23 protein-coding genes are annotated in these 24,802 nt (G+C 55.0%); 9 read left to right on the top strand and 14 right to left on the bottom strand.

The genetic code is table 11. The annotated features are described in order from the left end of the window. Positions 1 to 46: 46 nt before the first annotated feature. Positions 47 to 298, bottom strand: a complete 252-nt coding sequence (locus ACMYSP_RS01765) for a YciN family protein (RefSeq protein WP_434585216.1) — start codon at positions 296 to 298, stop codon at positions 47 to 49. Positions 299 to 711: 413 nt separating this feature from the next. On the opposite strand from ACMYSP_RS01765, the gene topA reads away from it, so the two are divergent. The 4 genes from topA to acnA all read left to right on the top strand — a co-directional run bounded on the left by topA (position 712) and on the right by acnA (position 8,086). Further along, positions 712 to 3,309, top strand: coding sequence for a type I DNA topoisomerase (gene topA, locus ACMYSP_RS01760; RefSeq protein WP_434585215.1), 2,598 nt, complete (start codon positions 712 to 714; stop codon positions 3,307 to 3,309). A gap of 328 nt (positions 3,310 to 3,637) precedes the next feature. Next, a complete protein-coding gene (gene cysB / locus ACMYSP_RS01755; protein ID WP_004861036.1) occupies positions 3,638 to 4,612 on the top strand; it encodes an HTH-type transcriptional regulator CysB in 975 nt (324 codons plus the stop codon). A gap of 243 nt (positions 4,613 to 4,855) precedes the next feature. Then, positions 4,856 to 5,023, top strand: a complete 168-nt coding sequence (locus ACMYSP_RS01750) for a YmiA family putative membrane protein (protein WP_434585214.1) — start codon at positions 4,856 to 4,858, stop codon at positions 5,021 to 5,023. 390 nt (positions 5,024 to 5,413) lie between these two features. After that, entirely contained in the window at positions 5,414 to 8,086 is a 2,673-nt protein-coding gene (gene acnA, locus ACMYSP_RS01745; protein WP_434585212.1) for an aconitate hydratase AcnA, read from the top strand. Between the two features lie 51 nt (positions 8,087 to 8,137). Here acnA and ribA read toward each other — a convergent pair whose 3' ends face one another. After that, complete coding sequence (gene ribA, locus ACMYSP_RS01740) at positions 8,138 to 8,728, bottom strand: GTP cyclohydrolase II (RefSeq protein ID WP_123754042.1); 591 nt, start codon at positions 8,726 to 8,728, stop codon at positions 8,138 to 8,140. 163 nt (positions 8,729 to 8,891) lie between these two features. On the opposite strand from ribA, the gene pgpB reads away from it, so the two are divergent. The 5 genes from pgpB to yciH all read left to right on the top strand — a co-directional run bounded on the left by pgpB (position 8,892) and on the right by yciH (position 12,544). Further along, on the top strand, positions 8,892 to 9,659 hold the full coding sequence (gene pgpB, locus ACMYSP_RS01735; protein ID WP_434585210.1) for a phosphatidylglycerophosphatase B: 768 nt from the start codon (positions 8,892 to 8,894) through the stop codon (positions 9,657 to 9,659). 135 nt (positions 9,660 to 9,794) lie between these two features. Beyond that, positions 9,795 to 10,103, top strand: a complete 309-nt coding sequence (locus ACMYSP_RS01730; RefSeq protein WP_434585209.1) for a LapA family protein — start codon at positions 9,795 to 9,797, stop codon at positions 10,101 to 10,103. 6 nt (positions 10,104 to 10,109) lie between these two features. Beyond that, positions 10,110 to 11,279, top strand: coding sequence for a lipopolysaccharide assembly protein LapB (lapB, locus tag ACMYSP_RS01725; protein ID WP_434585208.1), 1,170 nt, complete (start codon positions 10,110 to 10,112; stop codon positions 11,277 to 11,279). A 204-nt stretch (positions 11,280 to 11,483) separates the two neighbouring features. After that, positions 11,484 to 12,218, top strand: a complete 735-nt coding sequence (gene pyrF / locus ACMYSP_RS01720) for an orotidine-5'-phosphate decarboxylase (protein WP_434585207.1) — start codon at positions 11,484 to 11,486, stop codon at positions 12,216 to 12,218. Further along, positions 12,218 to 12,544 carry a stress response translation initiation inhibitor YciH gene (gene yciH / locus ACMYSP_RS01715; RefSeq protein ID WP_434585206.1) on the top strand — a complete coding sequence of 109 codons (327 nt, stop codon included), beginning with the start codon at positions 12,218 to 12,220 and terminating at the stop codon, positions 12,542 to 12,544. Before pyrF ends, yciH begins: the two co-directional genes overlap by 1 nt. Before the next feature lie 96 nt (positions 12,545 to 12,640). Here the strand turns inward: yciH and osmB are convergent, their stop codons facing one another. The 12 genes from osmB to sapA all read right to left on the bottom strand — a co-directional run bounded on the left by osmB (position 12,641) and on the right by sapA (position 24,739). Next, on the bottom strand, positions 12,641 to 12,859 hold the full coding sequence (gene osmB, locus ACMYSP_RS01710; protein ID WP_434586993.1) for an osmotically-inducible lipoprotein OsmB: 219 nt from the start codon (positions 12,857 to 12,859) through the stop codon (positions 12,641 to 12,643). Between the two features lie 303 nt (positions 12,860 to 13,162). Then, complete coding sequence (yciT, locus tag ACMYSP_RS01705) at positions 13,163 to 13,912, bottom strand: DNA-binding transcriptional regulator YciT (RefSeq protein WP_434585205.1); 750 nt, start codon at positions 13,910 to 13,912, stop codon at positions 13,163 to 13,165. 71 nt (positions 13,913 to 13,983) lie between these two features. Next, positions 13,984 to 14,166: a YciZ family protein gene (locus tag ACMYSP_RS01700; protein WP_123754050.1), complete on the bottom strand. Its 183-nt coding sequence runs from the start codon at positions 14,164 to 14,166 to the stop codon at positions 13,984 to 13,986. A gap of 174 nt (positions 14,167 to 14,340) precedes the next feature. Then, positions 14,341 to 16,275: an exoribonuclease II gene (locus ACMYSP_RS01695; RefSeq protein WP_434585204.1), complete on the bottom strand. Its 1,935-nt coding sequence runs from the start codon at positions 16,273 to 16,275 to the stop codon at positions 14,341 to 14,343. 80 nt (positions 16,276 to 16,355) lie between these two features. Further along, positions 16,356 to 17,513, bottom strand: a complete 1,158-nt coding sequence (locus tag ACMYSP_RS01690; RefSeq protein WP_434585203.1) for a CMD domain-containing protein — start codon at positions 17,511 to 17,513, stop codon at positions 16,356 to 16,358. A 183-nt stretch (positions 17,514 to 17,696) separates the two neighbouring features. Then, complete coding sequence (gene fabI / locus ACMYSP_RS01685) at positions 17,697 to 18,485, bottom strand: enoyl-ACP reductase FabI (protein ID WP_434585202.1); 789 nt, start codon at positions 18,483 to 18,485, stop codon at positions 17,697 to 17,699. Between the two features lie 181 nt (positions 18,486 to 18,666). After that, positions 18,667 to 19,254 carry a HutD/Ves family protein gene (locus ACMYSP_RS01680; protein WP_434585201.1) on the bottom strand — a complete coding sequence of 196 codons (588 nt, stop codon included), beginning with the start codon at positions 19,252 to 19,254 and terminating at the stop codon, positions 18,667 to 18,669. 199 nt (positions 19,255 to 19,453) lie between these two features. After that, a complete protein-coding gene (gene sapF, locus ACMYSP_RS01675; protein WP_434585200.1) occupies positions 19,454 to 20,263 on the bottom strand; it encodes a peptide ABC transporter ATP-binding protein SapF in 810 nt (269 codons plus the stop codon). 1 nt (position 20,264) lies between these two features. After that, positions 20,265 to 21,257: a putrescine export ABC transporter ATP-binding protein SapD gene (gene sapD, locus ACMYSP_RS01670; protein WP_434585199.1), complete on the bottom strand. Its 993-nt coding sequence runs from the start codon at positions 21,255 to 21,257 to the stop codon at positions 20,265 to 20,267. Next, entirely contained in the window at positions 21,257 to 22,147 is an 891-nt protein-coding gene (gene sapC / locus ACMYSP_RS01665) for a putrescine export ABC transporter permease SapC (protein ID WP_434585197.1), read from the bottom strand. The genes sapD and sapC overlap by 1 nt, the downstream gene beginning before the upstream one ends. Next, positions 22,134 to 23,099, bottom strand: a complete 966-nt coding sequence (gene sapB / locus ACMYSP_RS01660) for a putrescine export ABC transporter permease SapB (RefSeq protein ID WP_123754060.1) — start codon at positions 23,097 to 23,099, stop codon at positions 22,134 to 22,136. Before sapB ends, sapC begins: the two co-directional genes overlap by 14 nt. Beyond that, a complete protein-coding gene (sapA, locus tag ACMYSP_RS01655) occupies positions 23,096 to 24,739 on the bottom strand; it encodes an ABC transporter substrate-binding protein SapA (RefSeq protein WP_434585196.1) in 1,644 nt (547 codons plus the stop codon). Before sapA ends, sapB begins: the two co-directional genes overlap by 4 nt. Positions 24,740 to 24,802 lie beyond the last annotated feature (63 nt).

Genomic DNA, 24,802 nt, shown 5'->3' with positions numbered 1-24,802 from the left:
CAAATGCCTCGCGTTGACATTATAGGCTTTGGATATACTACAAAGCTTAATCTGCCAGGTAGTATTTGTCTGACAGGGTATGCGCGAGATATTTGAACATATTAAATACTGCGGTGCTCTTAGGCGTTGGCAGACCTTGCTCATCAAGATAAAACTCGCCGCTGAAAACCAGTACGCCATTACGTTGAACAACGTCGGTCGCTTCGATTCCGGCGAGCGTGTCTTCATGTTCACGAATGAGTTTATTCGCTACTTCAAGTAGTGTCTGGCGATCGATAGGTTGGGTTGTATCTTGCATAACGGACTCCTGTGTTTCTTCTTGCGATAGTTTACGCCGCGTGGCGAGCGGGGGCAAATTTTCCATTTAGAATACAGGGATAATGGCAAGGGTCTAAGAAACATGACTTTACTGGCAGGATTTGCGTTTGCATGCTAATAAAGTTGCGTAACGAATTTTATCAGGTACAGTGTGACGCTTTCGGCGATCTGGCAACAGATTTGCTTGACATTCGGCCAAAAATTCTTCGTGCTATGTCACCTGACGGGCAAACGTCAGTAAACTCAGCTATCTGGTTTTATGGATGTGAAACCAGACGTGCAAAGGGTTGATATCCATCGACGGCGTCGCAACATTTGACGTACGCCACCCATGGATGGTGAATCAACATGTGCGATCTATTCCTGGATGAATCAAATTAGGTAAAGGTGAATATGGGTAAAGCTCTCGTTATCGTTGAGTCCCCGGCAAAAGCCAAAACGATCAATAAGTATCTGGGTAATGACTACGTGGTGAAATCCAGCGTTGGTCATATCCGCGATTTGCCGACCAGTGGCTCAGCCTCCAAAAAGAGCGCCGACTCTACCTCCACCAAAGGGGCTAAAAAGCCTAAAAAGGATGAACGTAGCGCTCTGGTCAATCGTATGGGCGTTGACCCATGGCATGACTGGGATGCACAGTACGAAGTACTTCCGGGTAAAGAAAAGGTAGTTTCAGAACTCAAACAGTTGGCTGAAAAAGCCGACCATATCTATCTCGCAACTGACCTTGACCGCGAAGGGGAAGCCATTGCATGGCACCTGCGGGAAGTTATCGGTGGAGATGAAAAACGCTATAGCCGCGTGGTGTTCAATGAAATCACTAAAAACGCGATCCGTCAGGCATTTGATAAGCCAGGCGAGCTAAATATCGATCGTGTTAACGCCCAGCAGGCGCGTCGCTTTATGGACCGCGTTGTGGGCTATATGGTTTCTCCGCTGCTGTGGAAAAAAATTGCGCGTGGCCTGTCTGCCGGCCGCGTCCAGTCCGTTGCTGTGCGTCTGGTGGTTGAACGCGAACGCGAAATTAAAGCCTTCGTCCCGGAAGAATTCTGGGAAATCGACGCCAGTACGACTACGCCGGGGGGCGATGCCTTACCGCTGGAAGTCACCCACAAGCACGACAAGCCATTCCGTCCGGTAAACCGTGACGAGACCATGGCCGCCGTTGCGTTGCTGGAAAAAGCCAGCTACAGCGTCCTTGAGCGTGAAGATAAACCGACCAGCAGCAAGCCGGGTGCGCCGTTTATCACCTCGACGTTGCAGCAGGCCGCCAGTACGCGCCTGGGGTTTGGGGTTAAGAAAACCATGATGATGGCGCAGCGTCTCTATGAGGCGGGCTACATCACCTACATGCGTACCGACTCCACCAACCTGAGCCAGGACGCGCTCAGCATGGTTCGCGGATATATCGACGATAACTTTGGTAAAAAGTATCTGCCGGAAAACGCCAACCAGTACACCAGCAAAGAAAACTCACAGGAAGCGCACGAAGCGATTCGTCCTTCTGACGTGAGCGTGATGGCTGAAGACCTGAAAGGGATGGAAGCGGATGCACTGAAACTGTATCAGCTGATCTGGCGCCAGTTTGTCGCCTGTCAGATGACGCCGGCGCAGTACGACTCCACCACGCTGACCGTGAAAGCCGGTGACTTCAAACTGAAAGCGCGTGGCCGTACGCTGCGCTTTGACGGTTGGACTAAAGTGATGCCGGCATTGCGTAAAGGCGATGAAGATCGCACCTTACCGGTAGTGAACCAGGGCGAGAGCCTGACGCTGGTTGAGCTGATGCCTGCGCAGCACTTTACCAAGCCGCCTGCACGCTTTAGTGAAGCCTCGCTGGTGAAAGAGCTGGAGAAACGCGGTATCGGCCGTCCGTCTACCTATGCGTCGATCATTTCGACCATTCAGGATCGTGGTTACGTGCGGGTGGAAAACCGTCGCTTCTATGCTGAAAAGATGGGTGAGATTGTCACCGATCGCCTCGAAGAGAACTTCCGCGATCTGATGAACTACGATTTCACCGCACAAATGGAAGACCGTCTTGACCAGGTGGCTAACCACCAGGCCGAGTGGCGTCAGGTGTTGGATCATTTCTTTGGCGACTTCACCACTCAGCTGGAAACGGCTGAGAAAGATCCGGAAGAGGGCGGCATGCAGCCGAACCCGATGGTGCTGACCAGCATCGACTGTCCGACCTGTGGCCGCAAAATGGGTATTCGTACCGCCAGCACCGGTGTGTTCCTTGGCTGCTCTGGCTACGCGCTGCCGCCGAAAGAACGCTGCAAAACCACCATTAACCTGGTGCCGGAAAACGAAGTGCTCAACGTGCTGGAAGGCGATGACGCCGAAACCAATGCGCTGCGTGCCAAACGTCGTTGCCAGAAATGCGGCACGGCGATGGACAGCTACCTGATCGATCCTAAGCGTAAGCTGCACGTTTGTGGTAACAACCCGACCTGCGACGGCTACGAGATTGAAGAGGGCGAATTCCGCATCAAGGGCTATGATGGCCCGGTTGTGGAGTGCGAAAAATGTGGTTCTGAAATGCACCTGAAAATGGGACGTTTTGGCAAGTACATGGCCTGCACCAACGACGAGTGTAAGAATACGCGTAAAATTCTGCGTAATGGCGAAGTGGCTCCACCGAAGGAAGATCCGGTCCCATTACCGGAACTGCCTTGCGAAAAATCGGATGCCTATTTTGTTCTGCGTGATGGTGCGGCAGGGGTCTTCCTCGCGGCTAACACCTTCCCGAAATCGCGTGAAACACGTGCGCCATTAGTTGAAGAACTGTATCGCTTCCGCGATCGTCTGGCTGAGAAGCTGCGTTACCTCGCCGATGCACCGCAGCAGGATCCTGAAGGCAATAAAACGCTGGTGCGTTTTAGCCGTAAGACCAAGCAGCAGTACGTGGCCTCAGAGAAAGATGGCAAAGCGACCGGTTGGTCGGCCTTCTATATTGACGGCAAATGGACTGAAGCGAAAAAGTAAGCGTATTACTCTCTTGAAAGGGCCGCATAGCGGCCCTTTTTCTTACTGATTTTCCAGCTAAAATGGCTTTTATTCTTCCGCCTGAACTCCGCCTTATAACCGGCTTATTATTTTTTGTTAGTGTCTATACACTGAAGGTATAAATGATATAGTGGTTATAGTTAATCTCTTTTTTATTATTAAATCGTCTTATACATCACCGTTTCAGCATGCCTGGTGGCGACATCTTTGCAATCCGCAGGGATCGTCGGGGCGCGCAACAGACCACAAGCGATTGAAACGTTCATGTATCAAGCTGGCTCATTTTACGCGTTAACGGATATCAGCCATGAAATTACAGCAGCTCCGCTACATCGTTGAGGTGGTTAACCATAATCTGAACGTCTCTTCTACTGCCGAAGGCCTGTATACCTCGCAGCCCGGCATTAGTAAGCAGGTTCGGATGCTGGAAGATGAACTTGGCATTCAGATTTTTGCCCGTAGCGGCAAACACTTAACTCAGGTCACTCCTGCTGGCCAGGAGATCATCCGTATTGCACGTGAAGTGCTGTCCAAGGTTGATGCGATTAAATCGGTGGCCGGAGAGCATACCTGGCCAGACAAAGGTTCATTGTACGTTGCGACCACACACACTCAGGCCCGCTATGCGCTCCCTGGCGTGATTAAGGGCTTTATTGAACGTTATCCTCGCGTCTCCCTGCATATGCACCAGGGATCGCCAACGCAGATTGCCGAAGCGGTCTCAAAAGGCAATGCCGATTTCGCCATCGCTACCGAGGCGCTGCATCTGTACGATGATCTGGTGATGCTGCCGTGTTATCACTGGAACCGTTCGATTGTGGTGACGCCGGAGCACCCGCTGGCATCCCGGGGCTCGGTGACGATTGAAGAGCTGGCGCAATATCCGCTGGTCACCTACACCTTTGGCTTTACCGGCCGCTCCGAACTGGATACCGCATTTAACCGTGCCGGGCTGACGCCGCGCATCGTCTTTACCGCCACCGACGCTGATGTCATCAAAACCTATGTGCGTCTTGGCCTTGGCGTTGGGGTGATTGCCAGCATGGCGGTCGATCCGGTCTCCGACCCGGATCTTGTTAAGCTGGATGCCAACGGCATCTTCAGCCACAGCACCACCAAGATAGGTTTCCGCCGCAGCACCTTCCTGCGCAGCTATATGTATGATTTTATTCAACGTTTTGCGCCGCATTTGACGCGTGATGTGGTTGATACCGCGGTGGCTTTACGTTCGAATGAAGACATTGAGGCGATGTTTAAAGATATTAAACTGCCTGAAAAGTGATAGCACTGCATATTTGGCATCCCCGGGTGGGATGCCAAATCCTATAATGGCCCCAAATTACAATTGTAAACCTCGTTCAAATCACAAAAATCATTATTCCTGGTAACACGAATGCAAATATACCCGGTGGGGTCAAAATATTAATCAATAACAACAAGCGAAGTGAGAATTTTCTGGATTAATTTATTATCACTAATTAAGCTTTAAGTGTACCTGATAATTTTAGCGATTGGTGGTGATAAAATGATTAGTGATATCGATTATATGAAGTTGGCGATGTCACAGGAAAGTGACAAAACGGAGATTGATCCTGTGTTGAGGAGTCGGGCCTGGAGTGCCGTACTCATTGGGTTAGCGATGTTCTGGAGTATCATCGCGCTCATCGTCTGTAACGTTTGGATCATCAGCTGAGCGTGCATTTTCTGGAAGGCGGTATGTTTCATTTTTATGACAGCGAAATCGTGAGAAATTATTATTAGCTAATAACCCGCGGCGACAAGGAGGATATATTTCGCGAGCAAATGTTTTAAACAATCATCCCTTCTGTTGAACTAATCGTCAGACACCTGGCGATTAGTTCTTTGTGTACTCATGTACTAATACGATTCCCTCCGACATATTCTCTTCTATCAATTTCATTCGACAATATACCCTGTCTTTATTCAGGTTTTTTGTTTTTAGCGCTTTTACCGATTTTAGCAATTTGGGTTGTTATCAAAGTGTTATGGCTGGGATGTGTTATCTTTATTATTAACCCTGAGGAGATTCAGGGCATGCCATCCCTGCAATAAAGGAGGAGCTATGTCGTCAACCCTACGAGCAGCCAGTAAGGATACGCTACAGGTCAAAAATAAAACCTACCATTACTACAGCCTACCGCTGGCCGCTAAACAACTGGGCGATCTGACCCGTTTACCCAAATCGCTCAAAGTACTACTGGAAAACCTTCTGCGCTGGCAGGACGGTGATTCCGTGACCGCCGAAGATATTCAGGCCCTCGCGGGCTGGCTTGAACACGCGCATGCTGACCGGGAAATTGCCTATCGCCCGGCGCGCGTGTTGATGCAAGATTTTACCGGCGTCCCGGCAGTGGTCGATTTAGCCGCCATGCGTGAAGCGGTAAAACGGCTGGGAGGAGATACGGCGAAGGTTAACCCGTTGTCGCCCGTCGATCTGGTGATTGACCACTCGGTGACGGTAGACCGCTTTGGCCATCAGTCGGCGTTCGAAGAAAACGTCAGCCTTGAAATGGAACGCAATCATGAACGTTATGTGTTCCTGCGCTGGGGTCAGCAGGCCTTCAGCCGCTTCAGCGTCGTGCCGCCGGGGACCGGTATTTGCCACCAGGTTAACCTCGAATACCTCGGTAAAGCGGTCTGGAGTGAAGAACAAAACGGCGAGTGGGTCGCCTGGCCTGATACCCTGGTGGGGACCGACTCTCATACCACGATGATCAACGGGCTGGGGGTACTTGGCTGGGGCGTCGGCGGTATTGAAGCGGAGGCCGCGATGTTGGGGCAGCCGGTCTCGATGCTGATCCCGGATGTAGTAGGCTTTAAGCTCAGCGGTAAACTGCGTGAAGGGATCACCGCCACTGACCTGGTGCTGACGGTAACCCAGATGCTGCGCCAGCATGGCGTGGTCGGTAAATTTGTCGAATTCTATGGCGATGGTCTGGATTCACTGCCTCTGGCTGACCGGGCTACCATCGCCAATATGGCGCCTGAATATGGAGCGACCTGCGGCTTCTTCCCGATTGACGCTGTTACCCTGAGCTATATGCGCCTGAGTGGCCGTAGCGACGAGCAGGTGGCGCTGGTTGAAGCCTATGCCAAAGCACAAGGTATGTGGCGCCAGACCGGGGATGAACCGGTGTTTACCAGCACGCTGGCGCTGGATATGGCTTCGGTGGAAGCCAGCCTCGCAGGGCCGAAGCGGCCGCAGGATCGGGTGGCGCTGGGCGATGTACCCAAGGCATTCGCCGCCAGCAGCGAGCTGGAAGTCAATCGGACACAGAACGCCCGTCAGCCAGTGGACTATACGCTGAACGGACACCATTACGCGTTGCCTGACGGCGCGGTGGCGATTGCCGCCATTACTTCGTGCACCAACACCTCCAACCCCAGCGTTCTGATGGCAGCCGGTCTGCTGGCGAAAAAAGCGGTGGAACGGGGTCTTAAGCCACAGCCGTGGGTCAAGGCATCGCTGGCGCCGGGTTCCAAAGTGGTATCTGATTACCTGGCGCATGCCGGACTGACGCCATATCTCGATGCGCTGGGTTTTAATCTCGTGGGCTATGGCTGTACCACCTGCATCGGTAACTCCGGGCCGCTGCCAGAACCGATCGAAGAGGCCATCAAAAAAGGTGATTTAACCGTCGGTGCGGTACTGTCGGGCAACCGTAACTTTGAAGGGCGCATTCATCCGCTGGTGAAAACCAACTGGCTGGCGTCGCCGCCGCTGGTGGTGGCCTACGCGCTGGCCGGGAATATGAATATCAACCTGACGAGCGACCCGCTGGGCACCAGCAAAGAGGGGCAGCCGGTCTATCTGAAAGATATCTGGCCGAGCGGTCATGAGATTGCACGCGCGGTGGAGCAGGTCTCTACCGAGATGTTCCATAAAGAGTATGCTGAGGTGTTTGAAGGCACGGCGGAGTGGAAAGCGATTGAGGTTGAGCGCTCCGACACCTATGACTGGCAGGACGACTCCACCTACATTCGCCTGTCGCCGTTTTTTGATGACATGGGGGTACAGCCGAAGCCAGTGGAGGATATTCACGGGGCGCGTATTCTGGCGATGCTCGGGGACTCGGTCACCACCGACCATATCTCCCCCGCGGGGAGTATCAAAGCCGACAGCCCGGCTGGACGCTATCTACAAGAGCACGGCGTGGCGCGTGCGGACTTCAACTCCTACGGTTCCCGTCGCGGTAACCACGAAGTGATGATGCGCGGTACCTTTGCCAACATTCGTATTCGCAACGAAATGGTGCCGGGCGTTGAGGGGGGAATGACCCGCCACCTGCCGGGCAGCGAGCCGATCGCTATCTATGACGCTGCTATGCAGTATAAACGTGAAGGCGTCCCGCTGGCAGTTGTGGCCGGGAAAGAGTACGGCTCCGGCTCCAGCCGCGACTGGGCAGCCAAAGGGCCGCGTCTGTTGGGCGTGCGGGTGGTGATTGCCGAATCCTTCGAGCGTATTCATCGTTCTAACCTGATTGGGATGGGGATCCTACCGCTGGAGTTCCCGCAGGGCGTCACGCGTAAAACGCTGGGACTGAGTGGCGAAGAGCGGCTCGACATCGGCAATCTTCAGGCGCTACAGCCTGGCGCGACGGTTGGGGTGGTCTTAACGCGCGCGGACGGCAGGCAGGAGGTGATTGACTGCCGCTGCCGCATCGATACCGCGACAGAGCTCACCTACTATCAGAACGATGGCATTCTGCATTACGTAATCCGCAATATGTTGTAAATGATATAAAAAAAGGGCCAGCAATCGCTGGCCCTCAATCTTTCCGACGCCTTACTTATTCAGCAGGTGCCCCATCTTCGCGGCTTTGGTATCCAGATAATGGGCATTCTTCGGGTTACGGCCCACAATCAGCGGCACGCGCTCGACGATATTGATACCGGCCTCGGTCAGAATTTCGACCTTCTTCGGGTTGTTGGTCAGCAGACGAACCTGGTCAACATGCAGAAGTTTGAACATATCGGCGCACAGCGTAAAGTCGCGCTCATCGGCGGCAAAACCCAACTGATGGTTGGCTTCAACCGTGTCGTAGCCCTGATCCTGTAAGGCATAGGCGCGGATCTTGTTCAGCAGACCAATATTACGGCCTTCCTGACGATGGTACAGCAGAATGCCGCGTCCTTCTTCGGCAATATGCGACAGAGCCGCTTCCAGCTGAAAACCGCAATCACAACGCAGACTAAAAAGGGCATCGCCCGTTAAGCACTCAGAGTGTACGCGAGCCAGGACGGGCTGCTGGCCCGAAATGTCGCCGAACACCAGCGCGACATGGTCCTGCCCGGTTGCCAGTTCTTCAAATCCCACCATCAGGAAATCGCCCCAGGGGGTTGGCAGTTTGGCTTCTGCCACACGTTTAAGCTGCATGTGATTCTCCAGATTCTGTCAGCACCTGAATGTGCTTTCTGTTTGCCGCTATTTTGCCACAATGCCGTGAGGTTCTCCTAATTACGCACGGCTGCCTGCGCGTAAAGCGCACAAACGAACCACTTTCCGTTATGATAGTCGGGAGATGAAATAAGGAGATAAGATGCTGTCGATAGCCAGACGAACTGCCGTTGCGGCGGCGCTGCTCATTGTTATGCCCGCTGTGGTCTGGATATCTGGCTGGAAGTGGCAGCCCGGTCTGCATGGTGCTGAGCTCAAGCTGCTGTACTGGGTGACCGAGAGCGTGACCCAGCCGTGGGGGATTATCACCCACACGCTGTTATGCGCCTGGTTCCTGTGGTGTTTGCGTTTTCGCCTGCGCGCGGCCGTCGTGCTGTTTATGATACTGGCGGCGGCAATATTGCTGGGGCAGGGCATTAAATCCTGGATTAAAGAGCAGGCGCAGGAGCCGCGTCCGTATGTGGTCTGGTTAGAAAAGAGCCAGCAGGTGCCCGTCGATCAATTCTACGCGTTAAAACGCAAAGAACGCGCTAAACTGGTGCATGAACAGCTGGCGCAGCAGCAGGATATTCCTAAATTTTTGCGTAAGCACTGGCAAAAAGAAACCGGCTTTGCGTTCCCTTCCGGTCACACTATGTTTGCCGCCAGCTGGGCGCTGCTCGGCGTGGGGCTGCTGTGGCCGCGCCGGCGTTGGTTCACCATGGCCGCTCTGCTGACGTGGGCGACGGCCGTGATGGGCAGCCGCCTGGCGCTGGGTATGCACTGGCCGCAGGACCTGATTGTTGCAACGCTTATTTCGTGGTTGTTGGTGACGCTGGCGACCTGGCTCACGCAGCGTCTGTGTGGCCCGCTCACGCCACCAGGCGAAGAGGCGCAGGATATTAAGAAACGGGCGATAAAACAGGAATAGCGTTGATTTTCGCACCAGCCGGACACATATCCTGACAGGGTGTCATGCTTTTCCATTTCACCACTGCAGCGAAAATGATACTTTATAGGGCTGAATGCGGGATTTTTTCGCTCAACCCACAAAACGGGAAGTAGTGTGAAATATTTACTTATTTTCTTACTGGTACTCGCCATCTTCGTCATCTCGGTGACGCTGGGCGCGCAAAATGACCAACAGGTCACCTTCAACTATCTGCTTGCGCAGGGTGAATTCCGTATTTCAACGTTGCTGGCGGTCCTTTTTGCCGCAGGTTTTGCGATTGGCTGGCTGATTTGCGGCCTTTTCTGGCTGCGGGTACGCGTTTCTCTGGTTCGCGCTGAACGTAAAATTAAGCGTCTCGAACATCAGATTGCTCCTGCCAGCACCACGCCGGCTGACGCAGCTGTTCCTGCGCTGAAGGAATAATCATTTATGCTGGAGTTGTTGTTTCTGCTTTTGCCCGTAGCCGCTGCTTATGGATGGTATATGGGGCGCAGAAGTGCACAACAGTCCAAACAGGACGATGCGAGCCGCCTGTCACGTGATTACGTGACCGGGGTGAACTTCCTGTTGAGCAATCAGCAGGATAAAGCCGTGGATCTGTTTCTCGACATGCTGAAAGAGGACACCGGCACCGTTGAGGCCCACTTGACGCTGGGTAACCTGTTCCGCTCCCGCGGCGAGGTAGACCGGGCAATTCGTATTCACCAGAGCCTGATGGAAAGCGCCTCGCTGACCTACGATCAGCGGCTGCTGGCCGTTCAGCAACTGGGCCGCGATTACATGGCCGCCGGCCTCTACGACCGTGCGGAAGATATGTTTAAGCAGCTGGTGGACGAGACTGATTTTCGCCTCAGCGCGCTACAGCAATTGCTGCAAATCTATCAGGCCACCAGCGACTGGCAGTCGGCTATTGATGTCGCCGAGCGGCTGGTCAAGCTGGGCAAAGAAAAACACCGGGGCGATATCGCCAACTTCTGGTGTGAGCTGGCGCTGCAGCAGATGGCGAACAGCGATATGGATAAAGCCATGACGCTGCTGAAAAAAGGCGCAGCGGCGGATCGCAACAGCGCTCGGGTATCGATCATGATGGGCCGGGTGTGGATGGAGAAGGGCGACTACGCGAAAGCGGTAGAAAGCCTCGAGCGGGTCATCAATCAGGATAAAGAGCTGGTGGGGGAAACCCTCGACATGCTGCAGACCTGCTACCAGCAGTTGGGTAAACTTGATGAGTGGGAGCAGTTCTTACGCCGTTGTGCTGATGAAAACACCGGCGCCACCGCAGAGTTGATGCTGGCGCAAATCCTTGAGCAGCGGGAAGGTATCGAATCTGCACAAAACTATGTGACCCGCCAGCTGGAACGTCATCCGACCATGCGGGTGTTCCATAAGTTAATGGATTATCACCTCAATGAAGCCGAAGAGGGGCGCGCGAAAGAGAGCCTAGGCGTGCTGCGCAATATGGTGGGTGAACAGGTGCGCAGTAAACCGCGTTATCGCTGTCAGAAATGTGGGTTCACGGCGCATACGCTCTACTGGCACTGCCCGTCCTGCCGCTCGTGGTCAACCATTAAACCCATTCGCGGCCTTGACGGACAATAACCGACGTTAAGGTCTAAAAAAACGCCCTTTTTAGTTACAACATACTAATGTGTTTTTCGCGTTTCGCCACTTCAGCTCCGTAGCTAACCTCGTCTGGCAGGGGACAAAAGCAGCCTGTCAATTTGTCGTTATCGCAGGTAGAATGCTGCCCGTTTACCTTTTTTGCGCCGGACGGCGCCTATCAACAATTAAGGTCTGGTCACGATGTCTACTGCTACCTCTTCTCCTCGCGTTGTTACATCCTCTCCGGTTGTTGTTGCGCTCGATTATGATAACCGCGACAAAGCGCTGGCATTTGTTGATCTCATCGACCCGCGCGATTGCCGCCTGAAGGTGGGCAAAGAGATGTTTACGCTGCTGGGGCCGCAGTTTGTACGCGACCTGCATCAGCGTGGCTTTGAGGTGTTCCTCGACCTGAAATTTCATGACATTCCGAATACTACCGCCCGCGCCGTGGCAGCGGCGGCAGAACTTGGCGTCTGGATGGTCAACGTACACGCCTCCGGCGGCGCGCGGATGATGACCGCGGCGCGTGAAGCGCTGCTGCCGTTTGGCAAAGATGCGCCGTTGCTGATTGCGGTCACCGTGCTGACCAGTATGGAAGCCAGCGATCTGCAGGATCTGGGGATCACCTTATCGCCTGCCGATCATGCGGCGAAGCTGGCGGCCTTAACCCAGCGCTGTGGTCTGGATGGTGTGGTGTGCTCAGCACAAGAAGCGGTGCGCTTCAAGCAGGAGCTGGGCCAGGCATTTAAGCTGGTCACGCCGGGTATCCGTCCGCAGGGTAGCGACGCAGGAGATCAGCGTCGTATTATGACCCCGGAACAGGCACAGGAAGCCGGCGTTGACTATATGGTTATTGGTCGCCCGGTCACCCAGTCTGCGGACCCGGCAGCGACCCTGCGCAGCATCAATGCATCACTGCACAAGGGGGCATAATGACTGATTCTAATAGCCGGCTGGTCTATTCGACCGACAGTGGCCGCATCGATGAACCCAAACAGGCCGTGGAACGCCCAAAAGGCGACGGCGTGGTGCGTATTCAGCGCCAGACCAGCGGTCGTAAAGGTAAGGGCGTATGCCTGATCACCGGTATCGACCTCGACGACGATGCGCTGGCGAAACTGGCGGCTGAGCTGAAAAAGAAATGCGGCTGCGGCGGTTCAGTTAAGGACGGTATTATTGAGATTCAGGGCGATAAGCGGGATCTGCTGAAATCGCTGCTGGAAGCCAAAGGCATGAAAGTGAAACTGGCTGGCGGTTAATATGACAAGGCCACGGTAAATACCGTGGCCTTGATACTTTGCAGGTGCGTAAGTCTGGTGATCTACATTATTTTTATAGGTTGTTCAGTTTAAAACTTATTTGCCAACCTGGTGGCCGATAATCCCGCCGACTGCTGCGCCACCCAGGGTACCCAGGGCGCTGCCATCGGTTAATACTGCGCCACCAATTGCACCCGCACCTGCACCAATAGCAGTATTACGATCGCGTTTTGACCAGTTAGAGCATGCGCTCAGAGACATTGCGACGGTGATAGCCAGTACTGCGGCAGCCATTTTTTTGCTCGTTGAAGTCATCATAATTTTTCTCCTGAATAATCTATTCATGGATCCAACTTCCCTTAAATCATAGCGTGATGCTCATGCTTTAGGGTTATTCCATGAAACTTAAGTTGCGCAGGTGTTACTTTAATCACGCGGGTGATAGTCACTTCCTGTTATATCGCTAACATTAATTCTACTTTTTTTAAATTTTACCGGCAGGTAAAAACTCTTAATTGCCGGCTCGGAAAACTCTCAGATAGGCCGCGTGGCGCCTGCGCCCACGACGGTGGGCGGCGAAAGGAGAAGCGAAGGAAGAAGGGGATGTCAGGGGTGAAATCAGCTGCAGCTGACGATATCAACGGTTAAACCATTGGCTGCCAGTTGCTGACGTGCGTCGTCATTAAGGTTTTCATCGGTGATAAGGCGGCTAAAGAGCGTCGTCGGGCCGAGCGGGTACGGATGCACCACGTTGAACTTCGAACTGTCGCTCAACACAATGGCTTCACAGCCCTTCGCCAGCACGGCGTTGACCACATCGGCGCGCATCATATCTTTCCCGGTAAACCCGGTCTCTGGCTGCCAGCCATCTATGCCGATAAATGCCTTGCCGAAATGCACCTGCTGAATAAATTGCCGGGTCAGGGGCCCGACCATGCTTTCGCTACGTTTCTGGTAAAGCCCGCCGAGCAGAATCACCTCGCCGGGGGTCTCTTTCAGCAGATGGGCAATATAGCTGCTGACGGTAATGATGGTGATATCACCACGTTCAGCCAGCGTACGGGCCAGCAGCGCGTTACAGCTGCCGTTTTCGATAAAGACCGTCTCTCCGGCATTGACCAGGCTGGCGGCCCGGCTGGCGAGCTCCCGCTTGATGGAGAAGTAGGTCATCATGCGGGTTTCGACATCTTCGCTATCCAGCGGAACGGCGAAACCATGGGTCCGGCGCAGATAGCTCTGCTTTTCCAGTAAATTTAAATCCTGGCGAATCGTAACTTCAGAAACACCGGTCATTTTGGCGAGATCGGCTACGCTCATGCGGCCTTTATCGATGACCATTTGCAAAATACTTTGTTGTCGGGCGTTCATAGCAACATCGCAGTTAGAGGACTATTTTGCCGACAATCGACTCCAGCGGATGATTGTGGCGATATGGACGTTCAGATTTCCCAGGGGGCTTTTGGCTGACCGGGCTTTGTTTCCGCTTGATCGTCAGTGAGCGCCTGAAGCTCTGCTTTCAGGATCTCCAGATTATGAATCGCAGAGTGATAATCTCCGGCAACCAGAATATCCAGCACGGTATCGATGCGTTGGGCGAGCAGGCGGGCATTCAATTCAGACATAGCATTATCCTGGTGACAAAAACGAATGAAATCAATGATGCAAAAAACGGAGGAAAAAGAGAAGTGAAAAAATAGCACAACATAATTCATCTGAGCATAAATGGCGGAGAAATGCGGTCAGATGCGGTGCTAAAAAGAGCGGCTCCTGGGGTCAGGAGCCGCTGAGGTGTGCTATCAGGCGAATGGACGCGCGATGACGCTGCGGGTTTCCATACGGACTTCAGCAATCTTGACGTCGATAACGTCAGTCACCTTGTAGACGGTCTCACCTTTGATCTGGACGGTGCCGTTTTCCTGGCTGCAGACCAGCTCATCGCGGACGGCGTGCAGGAACGGTGCCGGGATAAAGGCGACGGCGCCGTTATCCACCAGACGTACGCGCATACCGCCACGGCTGATATCAATGATTTCAGCGGCAAAACGGGTATCGGTTCCCGCCTGCGGATTGAGATAACGGGCATACAGCCAGTCACCGACATCGCGCTCGGCCATGCGGTTCAGGCGACGACGCTCGGCCATCTGAACGGCAACATCATCTTGCGGACGAGAGGCGTTTTCACCTTTGATTATCGCTTTCAGCAGGCGATGGTTAATCATGTCGCCATACTTACGGATCGGTGAAGTCCAGGTTGCATAGGCTTCCAGGCCAAGACCGAAGTGCGGGCCTGGTTCGGTGCTGATCTCTGCATAGGACTGGAAACGGCGAATGCGGCTGTCGAGGAAGCCTGACGGCTGGGCATCCAGCTCGCGACGCAGTTTGCAGAAACCGTCGAGGGTCAGGACTTCGACGGGATCAACATGCACGTCATGCGTTTTCAGCAGCGCAGCCAGCTGCTCGGTGTTCGCTGGATCAAAGCCGGTGTGGACGTTATAAACACCAAAGCCCAGCTTGTCGCGCAGAACGCGAGCGGCACAGATGTTTGCGGCAATCATTGACTCTTCGACGATACGGTTGGCGATGCGGCGCGGTTCGGCAACAATATCCAGCACTTCACCTTTTTCGCCCAGCACGAAACGGTAGTCCGGGCGGTCTTTGAACACCAGCGCATGGGTCTGACGCCATTGGCTGCGGCGCAGGCAAACATCCTGCAGCAGGTTAATCTGCTGTGCGATTGCGTCGCTTTCTGGCTGCCAGCTGCCGGTTTTTCCCAGCCAGTCGGAAACGTTGTCATAAGCCAGTTTCGCTTTGGACTCGATGGTCGCGGCGAAGAATTCGATGTCGTCTTCAATCGTGCCGTCGGCGGCCAGCGTCATGCGGCAAGCCAGAACCGGACGCACAACCTCGGGGCGCAGAGAGCACAGGTCGTCAGACAGTTCACGCGGCAGCATTGGGATGTTGAAGCCAGGCAGATAGTTGGTGAACGCGCGAGTTTTCGCGGTCTGATCCAGCTTGCTACCTTCGGCAATCCAGGCGGTCGGATCGGCAATCGCAACGGTCAGGTGCAGTTTGCCGTCTTCAGCGGTTTCGACATACAACGCATCATCCATATCTTCGGTGCTGGCGCTATCGATGGTGACGAAGTCCAGCGCCGTTAAATCACGACGTTCCAGACCTTCATCCTGCATCTCGGTAGCGACACCATCTGGGGCTTCTTTTTCCAGATTATGGCGTGCCAGCGTAACCCACCAGGGAACGAAATGGTCGTCACTGAAGGTAATGAACTGGGTTAATTCTGCATAAAAACCACGGTCGCCTTTCAGCGGGTGACGGCGCATTTCTGCTACGGCCCAGTCACCCTGTTGAAAATCATGGCTCACGCTACGATCGGCGCGGCAGGGGATGGCGTCTTTCAGCAGCGGATGATCGGGAACAATCGACAGGCGGTCATCTTTCTTATGCACTTTACCGACGAAACGCGTCAGGAAAGGCTCAATCAATGTTTCCGGCTCAGCGCTTTCGCGCTCTTTTTCTGTGTGGATCACGGCGCTGATACGGTCGCCATGCATCACTTTTTTCATTTGCGGCGGCGGAATAAAGTAGCTTTTCTGCGCATCAACTTCGAGGAAGCCAAAGCCTTTTTCCGTACCCTTTACGACCCCTTCAACACGAGGAGTCTGAGAATGCAGTTGCTGTTTAAGCTGCGCGAGCAGCGGGTTGTCCTGAAACATAATTAGGTATTTTCGTGGCTAAAAGAGCGGCTGACATTTTTACGCGATAATGCCTGTTGCAGCAAGCGATGTTTGGCATTTTAGGTCTGCTGATGCACATTCCCGAGCGCGATTTTCAGACGATTGATCCAGCCACACAAACCGCACCACGCCAGAATATCGATAATCTCTCGCGGCGAAAGCCCTTGCTCAATCAAAGGGGTTAATTGCGCAGCGCTTAACCGGGCGGGGGCGCGAGTCAAAAGCTGTGCCGCTTGCAGCAGCGCGTACTCATCGGGATGGATTTTCCCCCACTGTGCCAGCGCGTTATCATCGTGGCGCAGCAGTGCGGATAGTGCTGAGCTCTGTGCGTCCGTCTGCATCCAGGCGCTGAAACAGCTGGCGCTCCCGTTGATGCGGGCGGATAGCAATGCCATCGACGCGGCATGGGGTTGAAGGTCATGCAAGCGTCCCAACAGGGTATTCTGGGTTTTGAAGACCGCTTCGTGCGTCGCAAGCAGCGGCGCCAGTTCGGCAAAGCCAGAGTGTGGCTGACAGCTTGCTAACAGGGTCAGGCGCTCATCATCCGCATAACGCCATTCGGTTTCGTTTACATCGGGCTGCCAGCCGACCGGATCGGCAGAAAAAACCTCTGCCGGCGCATCGTCTTGCTGCGGCATTCCCGGCATCCAGCGCACCGGGAACCCTATTAGCGCATGAAATGTGGCAATGGTGCGCGCCTGAAAGCCGATAAAGCCAATAATTTGATTGATGAGGATGATATCACGCGGGGTTAATCCCACCTCATCAAGCTGGCTACGGGACAGCGCGGTAATCACCGACGGGGAACTGGCTAGCTGGCGGGCATATTGCGTAATTTGTGCCAGCCGGCGGTTGCTTTCTCGGGAGGAGTCCGGGCCAGACAGTGGCGCGAGGCGTGCGGCATAGTGATTGCACAGGCGCTGGACGCCATACACCTGGGCGACGGTCAGGGCGGTGCTCAGTCGGTCGTAGGCGCTCAGGGTATGTAATCGGTTGACCACCACGGAGGCGGGGAAAAAGGCATCGGCCAACCGACGTGCCGGGAGCAGCCAGCCCACATGCGCCTGGCACCATGCCTCCGGCAACGTCAGATCGAGTAAAAACCGGTCTTCGACATCGGCGGCTTCAGGGACGAGTGGCAGTACATCGACCGGGCAGATGGTTGACTGGGTTTCATGATACCAGTGGTTTTTGCCATAAACGCGGCGTTGCTCCATGGGCGTTCCTTGATAGGTATATGACTAGCCGCACTTTTGTGGGCCATATATGCATAACTATCCTGGCGTAACCCTGAGGCAGTAGAAAATATTGATCCGTGCTAACAAATAGCGGATTGGAATAACAGAAAGGGGAACAGGCGAGGGAGACCCCTCCTCAGAGACCCGAGGAGGGGAAGGAACTTATTTCAGTTCCAGCTCATTCATTGCCGCGATGCTGAAGCCACCATCGACGTGAACGACTTCACCGGAAATACCGGCAGACAGGTCAGAGCACAGGAAGGCTGCGCTGTTGCCGACGTCTTCGGTAGTGACGGTGCGACGAATCGGGGTAACCGCTTCGCAGTGGGCCAGCATTTTACGGAAATCTTTGATCCCGGATGCTGCCAGAGTACGGATAGGACCCGCAGAGATAGCGTTGACGCGCACGCCTTCCGGACCCATCGCGTTCGCCATATAGCGTACGTTAGCTTCCAGGGATGCTTTCGCCAGACCCATTACGTTGTAGTTCGGGATAGCGCGCTCTGCACCCAGATAGGACAGGGTCAGCAGGGCAGAACCCGGGTTCAGCATACCGCGACAGGCTTTCGCCATCGCAACGAAGCTGTAAGCGCTAATGTCGTGGGCAATTTTGAAGCCTTCACGGGTCACCGCGTTAACATAATCGCCGTCCAGCTGATCCGCCGGGGCGAAACCGATGGAGTGAACGAAACCGTCAAATTTCGGCCACACTTTGGTCAGTTCAGTGAACAGAGACTCGATGCTCTCATCTTCAGCCACGTCGCACGGCAGTACAATGTTGGAACCCAGTGCCGCAGCAAATTCTTCCACACGACCTTTCAGTTTTTCGTTCTGATAGGTGAACGCCAGTTCAGCCCCTTCACGGTGCATTGCTTGCGCAATACCGTAGGCAATGGACAGTTTGCTGGCAACGCCAGTCACCAGAATGCGCTTACCGGAAAGAAAACCCATAGCTTTAATCCTTATCGTTATTGCTTATTTTTACTTTAACAATCATGGGGTTAAGGTTGTTATTTCAAAATAACTCAAATTTAGCCGAGAATTATATCCCACTGACGACCCCTTGTGTCACGCTATTTTCGTGTCTTCACACGTAATGACGACCGGACACCCTCCAGTATATCACCGGATATCAGCCCCGTTTGACGTCATTCACCCGGTCAGTATCACTCGGGTGACGGGTGATTTGTGCCAGCAATAACAGGGCATCAGGGGAGTCCGGCGTCATGATGCCAGGCGACTGTCCCTGCCAGCCGACCCCTGAGCGGGCATCATAGCGCGCGCCAGCCATCAGCCAGCGTCCCTGCAGCACCCAGGCAATCCCTTCGCTGTCGGGCTGCTGTTGGTCGCTGACGATGCTAACCCTGGCGCTGGCCCGGCTGCGCTGGGTCATAATATTAAAATCCAACCCCGGAGCGGTGATGCCTTCGCTCCTGAGCGCCCATTCCCCGGGAAATGCCCACGGCTCCTGGTGTCTCAGCTGATGATGAATTCCGTCGCCCCGCAGCCACAGCGGCTCGCCCTCCAGCAGCATGATCACCCGATCGATGCCGATAAACTGGGAGAACGGACCGTCGCTTTGCAGCGTGGCGATGCTGGCGCGCCAGAGAAACGGCGCATCGGGATCGGGTGACGGAACGCAGAGGATTTCACGAGTCGTACCGCCGCCGTTTTTCCACGGCGTCATCGGCAAAGAAGAGAAGGTAAAGGAAGTCAGCATCGCAGTTTCACCATCAGGTCAGGGTATTTTTTGTGTCGCGCAGCGTCATCATTGTGAGCGATGGTGATCTTGTCAAGGCTTGTATAGACAAGCACTGTTGGCAAGTGGCGAACGCTCAAGGAAAATGCAGGGAAGAAAGGATAGTGAAGGGCGGTGCACTATCCCGGCAGCAGCGCCGCCGGGATAGCAAGACAGAAGGTTATTTCCCGTCTTTGCGCCAGGCATCGGCGGTGAGCGCTTCACCGAAGTGTCCGGCAATCAGACGTCTGGTGAGATCGTGCAGCGGCGAAGCCAGTACGTCGGCGGTGCTGCCGCGCTCGACCACTTCCCCCTGATGCATCACCAGCACCTGATCGCTGATATGTTTCATCATGCCGAGATGCTGGGTGACATAGATATATGAAATCCCCTGTTTTTCCTGAAGCTCAAGCATCAGATTAATCAGCTGCGAGCGCATCGACATATCCAGTGACGCGAGGGCTTCATCGCAGATGATCACCTTCGGGCGCAGGATCAGCGCCCGGGCCAGACCCAGACGCTGCTTCTGCCCCGGAGCCAGCATATGGGGGTAGTAGCTGACGTGATCCGGCAACAGGCCGACCATCCTCAGCGTTTCAATGATCTGCTTCTCCCGCGCCTCGGGTTCGAGGTCGGTGTTCAGGCGCAGCGGAAAGTCGAGGATCTGCGATATCCGCTGGCGCGGGTTAAGCGAAGTGGAGGGATCCTGGAAGATCATGCGAATACGCTGGCTTCGGAACGAGTAGTCGCCAAACTCCAGGGGGTGATCGTCGATCAGCAGATCGCCGGAGGTCGGTTCAATCATCCCCGCCAGCATTTTTGCCAGCGTTGATTTTCCTGACCCGTTCTCGCCGATGATCGCCAGGGTCTGGCGTTCACGCAGGGTAAAACTTAACGGTTTAACCGCCTCCACCGTCTGACGCCGAAACCAACCGGTACGGTAGCGAAAGGTCTTACTCAGATTGCGGACTTCGAGCAATGTTTCGACCATTTCACTCTTTCTCCATGTTCAACGGGAAATGACAGGCGTACAGATGCGTTCTGGCGCCGACCAGGCGCGGCGTCTCAATGCATTCACGTTGCGCGTACGGGCAGCGCGGCCCCAGGCGACAGCCGATCGGCAGTTGCTCAAGCAGGGGGATTGCGCCCGACAGGGTATTAAGACGGCTTTTATGCGGCAAGGCGCTGCCGAAATCGGGGATCGCGCGGATCAATGCCTGGGTGTACGGATGGTGAGGGGTGTTCACCAGCTCGTCGCTGAGTGCCGTTTCCACCGTTTGTCCGCAGTACATCACATTGATTTTATCCGCCCACTTGCTGAGCATCTGCATATCGTGGCTGATCAGCAAAATGGTGGTGTTATTGTTCTGGTTCAGGCGGGTGAGCAGACGGATGATCTGCGCCTGGGTCGTCGGCTCCATGGCGTTGGTCGGCTCATCGGCGATCAGCAGACGCGGCTGGTTGGCGAGGGCGATGGCAATCATCACCTTCTGACACTCCCCGTCGGTTAATTCGTAGGGAAAACTGCGCATCGCGTCTTTATGGTCTTTAATCCCGACGCGATGGAGCAGCTCGATGGCCCGGCGTTTTCGCCAGCCTATACGCTGCCACCAGTGGCCTTTAAAGGTCCAGCCGGGGATATTCTGCATCAACTGCAGACCGATGCGTTCAGACGGATCCAGACAGGATTGCGGCTCCTGGAAAATCATCGACACGTTGTGGCCAATAAGCTTGCGTCGTTCGCGGTTGGAGAGGCGCAGCAGGTCGATATCATCGAAGCGCATGCGGTCCGCGGTAACCCGCCAGTTATCTTTGGTCACGCCGCAGATCGCTTTGGCGATCAGGCTTTTGCCGGAGCCAGATTCCCCCACCAGACCACGAATTTCACCTTCTGCGAGGGTCAGGCTGACGCGGTCGACGGCTTTGACCCACCCTTCGTTGGTTTTGAACTCAATGGTTAAATTGCGAATATCGAGTAACGGCATTATTCCACCCCGGCGATGATTGCGCGGCGGATACCGTCGCCCAGCAGATTGACCAACAGCACGCTAATCATGATCGCCGCACCGGGCAGCATGACCGTCCACGGGGCCACGTAGATCAGCTCCAGGGCGTCGCCAAGCATCGCGCCCCATTCCGGGGAGGGGAGCTGGGCGCCAAGGTCGAGAAAACCGAGGGCAGCAATATCCAGAATCGCCATCGACAAGGCGCGGGTGATCTCCGTCACCAGCCCGGAGGCGATATTGGGCAGCACCGCAAACCACAAAATATTGAGGGTAGAGGCCCCGTCGAGACGAGCGGCAATGACGTACTCTTTTTCCAGCTCGTCATGCACCATGCTGTAGACCGAGCGGACGATGCGCGGCAGCAATGCCAGCCACACGGCAAACATCGCATGGCTCAGATGCGGTCCGGAAAAGGCGACGACGATAATCGCCAGCAGCAGCGACGGAATCGACAGCAGAGTGTCGAGGATGTGATTCAGCATCGCCGACAGCAGGCCGTGGGTCGAACCGGCGATGACCCCAAGCACCAGGCCGAACAACGTGGCCGCGAAGGTCACGACAAAAGCGCCGCCCACGGTGGGAGCCGCGCCGCTTAACAGCCGACTCAACACATCGCGACCGAGATCGTCGGTGCCGAGGAAGAACGACACTTCACCATAGCGCGACCATGATGGCGGCAGCAGCTGATAGCCGAGGAACTGCTGATCGATACCGTAGGGGGCAAACCAGCCGCCGAAAATACACAGCAGGATCAGACCGGCGCAGCCGTACAGGCCGATCATGGCGGTGGTATCGCCGTAAAATTTCCGCCATACGGTACGCAGCGCGCCAGGCGGGCGCTTTTCCAGATAGACGCTATCGTAGGGCATACCATTCCTTATGTTTCAACGGGTTAGCCATTGCTCCCAGAATATCTGATATCACGTTGACGGTAATCACCAGCGCGCCAATCACCATGACGCCCGCCGAAATTGCGGCGTAATCCTGCTGACGGATGGCATTAATCAGCCAGCGACCCAGACCCGGCCAGCTGAAGACCATTTCGGTGATCATCGCCAGGGTCAGCATGGTTGAAAACTGCAGGCCAAGACGCGGGATCACCGGCGGCAGGGCGTTGTGCAGTACGTGGCGGTGTAAAATAGTGCGTCGTGAAACGCCACGGGTGGCGGCGGCTTTAACGTAGTTGGTGTCGTACACCTCGCTGGTGCTGATGCGCATCAGGCGGATCACTTCGGTGGTGGGTGCCACCGCCAAAGTTAAGACCGGCAGGACCATATGGCGCGCGGCGCTCACGATCATCTCATGGCGCCACGGTGAATCGGAAAGCCAGGCGTCGATCAGTGCAAAACCGGTGACGGTTTTGACCTCATAGAGCAAATCGAAACGCCCGGAAACCGGGAACCAGCCGAGCGTCAGGGAGAAAAACAGCGTCAGCAGTAGCGCCAGCCAGAATACCGGGATTGAAAATCCCACCAGCGCGAGGGCGCTAATCAGGGTATCCGGCCACTTGTTGCGCATGATGCCCGCCAGCATGCCCACCGGGATACCGATTAACAGCGCAAAGCCAAACGCGAGGATGCACAGCTCCATCGTGGCCGGGAATACCTCTTTCAGTTGCTCTGAAATCAGCTGCCCGTTAATGCTGGAGACGCCGAAGTCCCAGTGCAGCAGTCCCGTGAACCAGAACTGCCAGGCATTCCACAACGAGGCGCCCTGTAGCGGGGCGTGAGGCGTGAAGTAGCTCAGGCTAAAGCCCACAAAGGTCAGGAAAAAAAGCGTGACCAGCAGGAGCAGCAGGCGGCGCAGGGTAAAAATAATCATGGTTTTTTCACCTCGTCTTTTTTCTCCCGCGAGACGCCCGCAAAAGAGGCGTTACCGAACGGACTCAGGATCAGACCTTTCATATCATAGCGGTAGGCCTGCAGGCGCAGCGATGATGCCAGCGGCAGCACCGGCAGGTCGCGAGCCAGGATATGCTGCGCTTCTTTATAGGCCTCAATACGCGAAGCCAGCTGCTGTGAGCGTAGCGCTTTTTGCAGCACCTCATCGAATTCGCGATTGCACCAGTGGGCAAAATTGGTCTGCGAGGCAATGGCCGCGCAGCTCAACAACGGGCGGAAAAAACTGTCCGGATCGTTACTGTCGGTAGCCCAACCGGAAAGGGTCAGATCGTGGTTCATGTCCATCAATCTGGCTTCCTGGAAACGGCCCTCCACCGGCACGATGATGACCTTCACGCCAATTTGCGCCATGTCCGCCTGGATAAGCTCTGCGGTTTTCAGTGGGCTGGGGTTCCAGGCCTGTGAGCTGGTCGGGACCCAGAGTTTCAGCGTCAGCTTTTCCAGCCCCAGCGCTTTAAGCTGGGCCCGGGCTTCCTTCGGATTGTATTCGGTAATTTTCGCGTCGTTATCGTAGGCCCAGGAGGCACGCGGCAGCATTGATGCTGCGGTTTCGGCGGTACCGTAATAAATGGACTGCATCAGACGCTGGTTATTAATGGCCAGCGCCAGCGCGTGGCGAACTTCGGGTTTATCCAGCGGCGGCCTGGCGGTATTAAACGCCAGCCAGGCGATGTTCATGCCCGGGCGCAGCGTCAGGCGCAGGCGCGGATCGTCGCGCAGGATCGTTAACTGGCTGGCAGCAGGCCAGGCCAGCACGTCGCATTCACCGGTTAATAGTTTCGACAAACGCCCCGTGCCGCCAGAGCCGAGATCGACCACCACCTGCGGCATCAGCGGCTTTCCGCGCCAGTAGCCGGGATGGCGCTGCAGGCGCACATATTGCCCCGCGCGGTACTCTTCTAGCTGGAATGGACCGGTACCAACCGGCTGGCGATCGAGCTGCTCCTGGCGATCGACTTTAGCCAACTGCGCGCCATATTCCGCCGACATCACCGAAGCATAGTGGGTCGCCAGGTGCCAGAGGAACGAGGCATCAGGTTGTTTCAGGCGAAATTCAACGGTTTGATTATCCAGCTTGCGCACGCTCTCAACGCTGTCGGCAAACTGCAAACTGTCGAAATAGGGGAAGCTGCTGCCGTTGACGTTGTGCCACGGATCGTCGCGATTGAAAATACGGTTGAAGGTGAAAATCACATCATCAGCATTAAAAGCACGGGAGGGTTTAAACCATGAGGTCGACTGGAAAGCGACGTGAGGACGTAGATGGAAGCGGTAAGTGGCACCGTTATCCAGCACTTCCCAGCTTTCTGCCAGCTGTGGCACCAGCCGGTAGGTATAAGGGTCGACATCCAGCAGGCGGTCGTAAAGCTGAGCCGCTAAAGTATCGACAATCAGCCCGCTGCTGACCTTCTGCGGGTTGAAGGTATTGACCTGGCCGCTCACACAGTAAACAAAACCACTGTCGCGGATGTCGGCATTTGGCGGCAACGTGGGCGCGGCCATTGCCTGCGTACACAGCAGCGATAGCGCCGCCAGCAGAGAGGAGAATTTCAGGCGCATAATATTTTTTGAGTTATAGAGCAGAGCTCTGTTTTATTAATGTTCAATGACATATTCCATCAC

This window comes from Klebsiella sp. R390, from assembly GCF_051131745.1.
Lineage (GTDB): Bacteria > Pseudomonadota > Gammaproteobacteria > Enterobacterales > Enterobacteriaceae > Klebsiella.
This window is presented reverse-complemented; position numbering and strand designations above follow the sequence as displayed.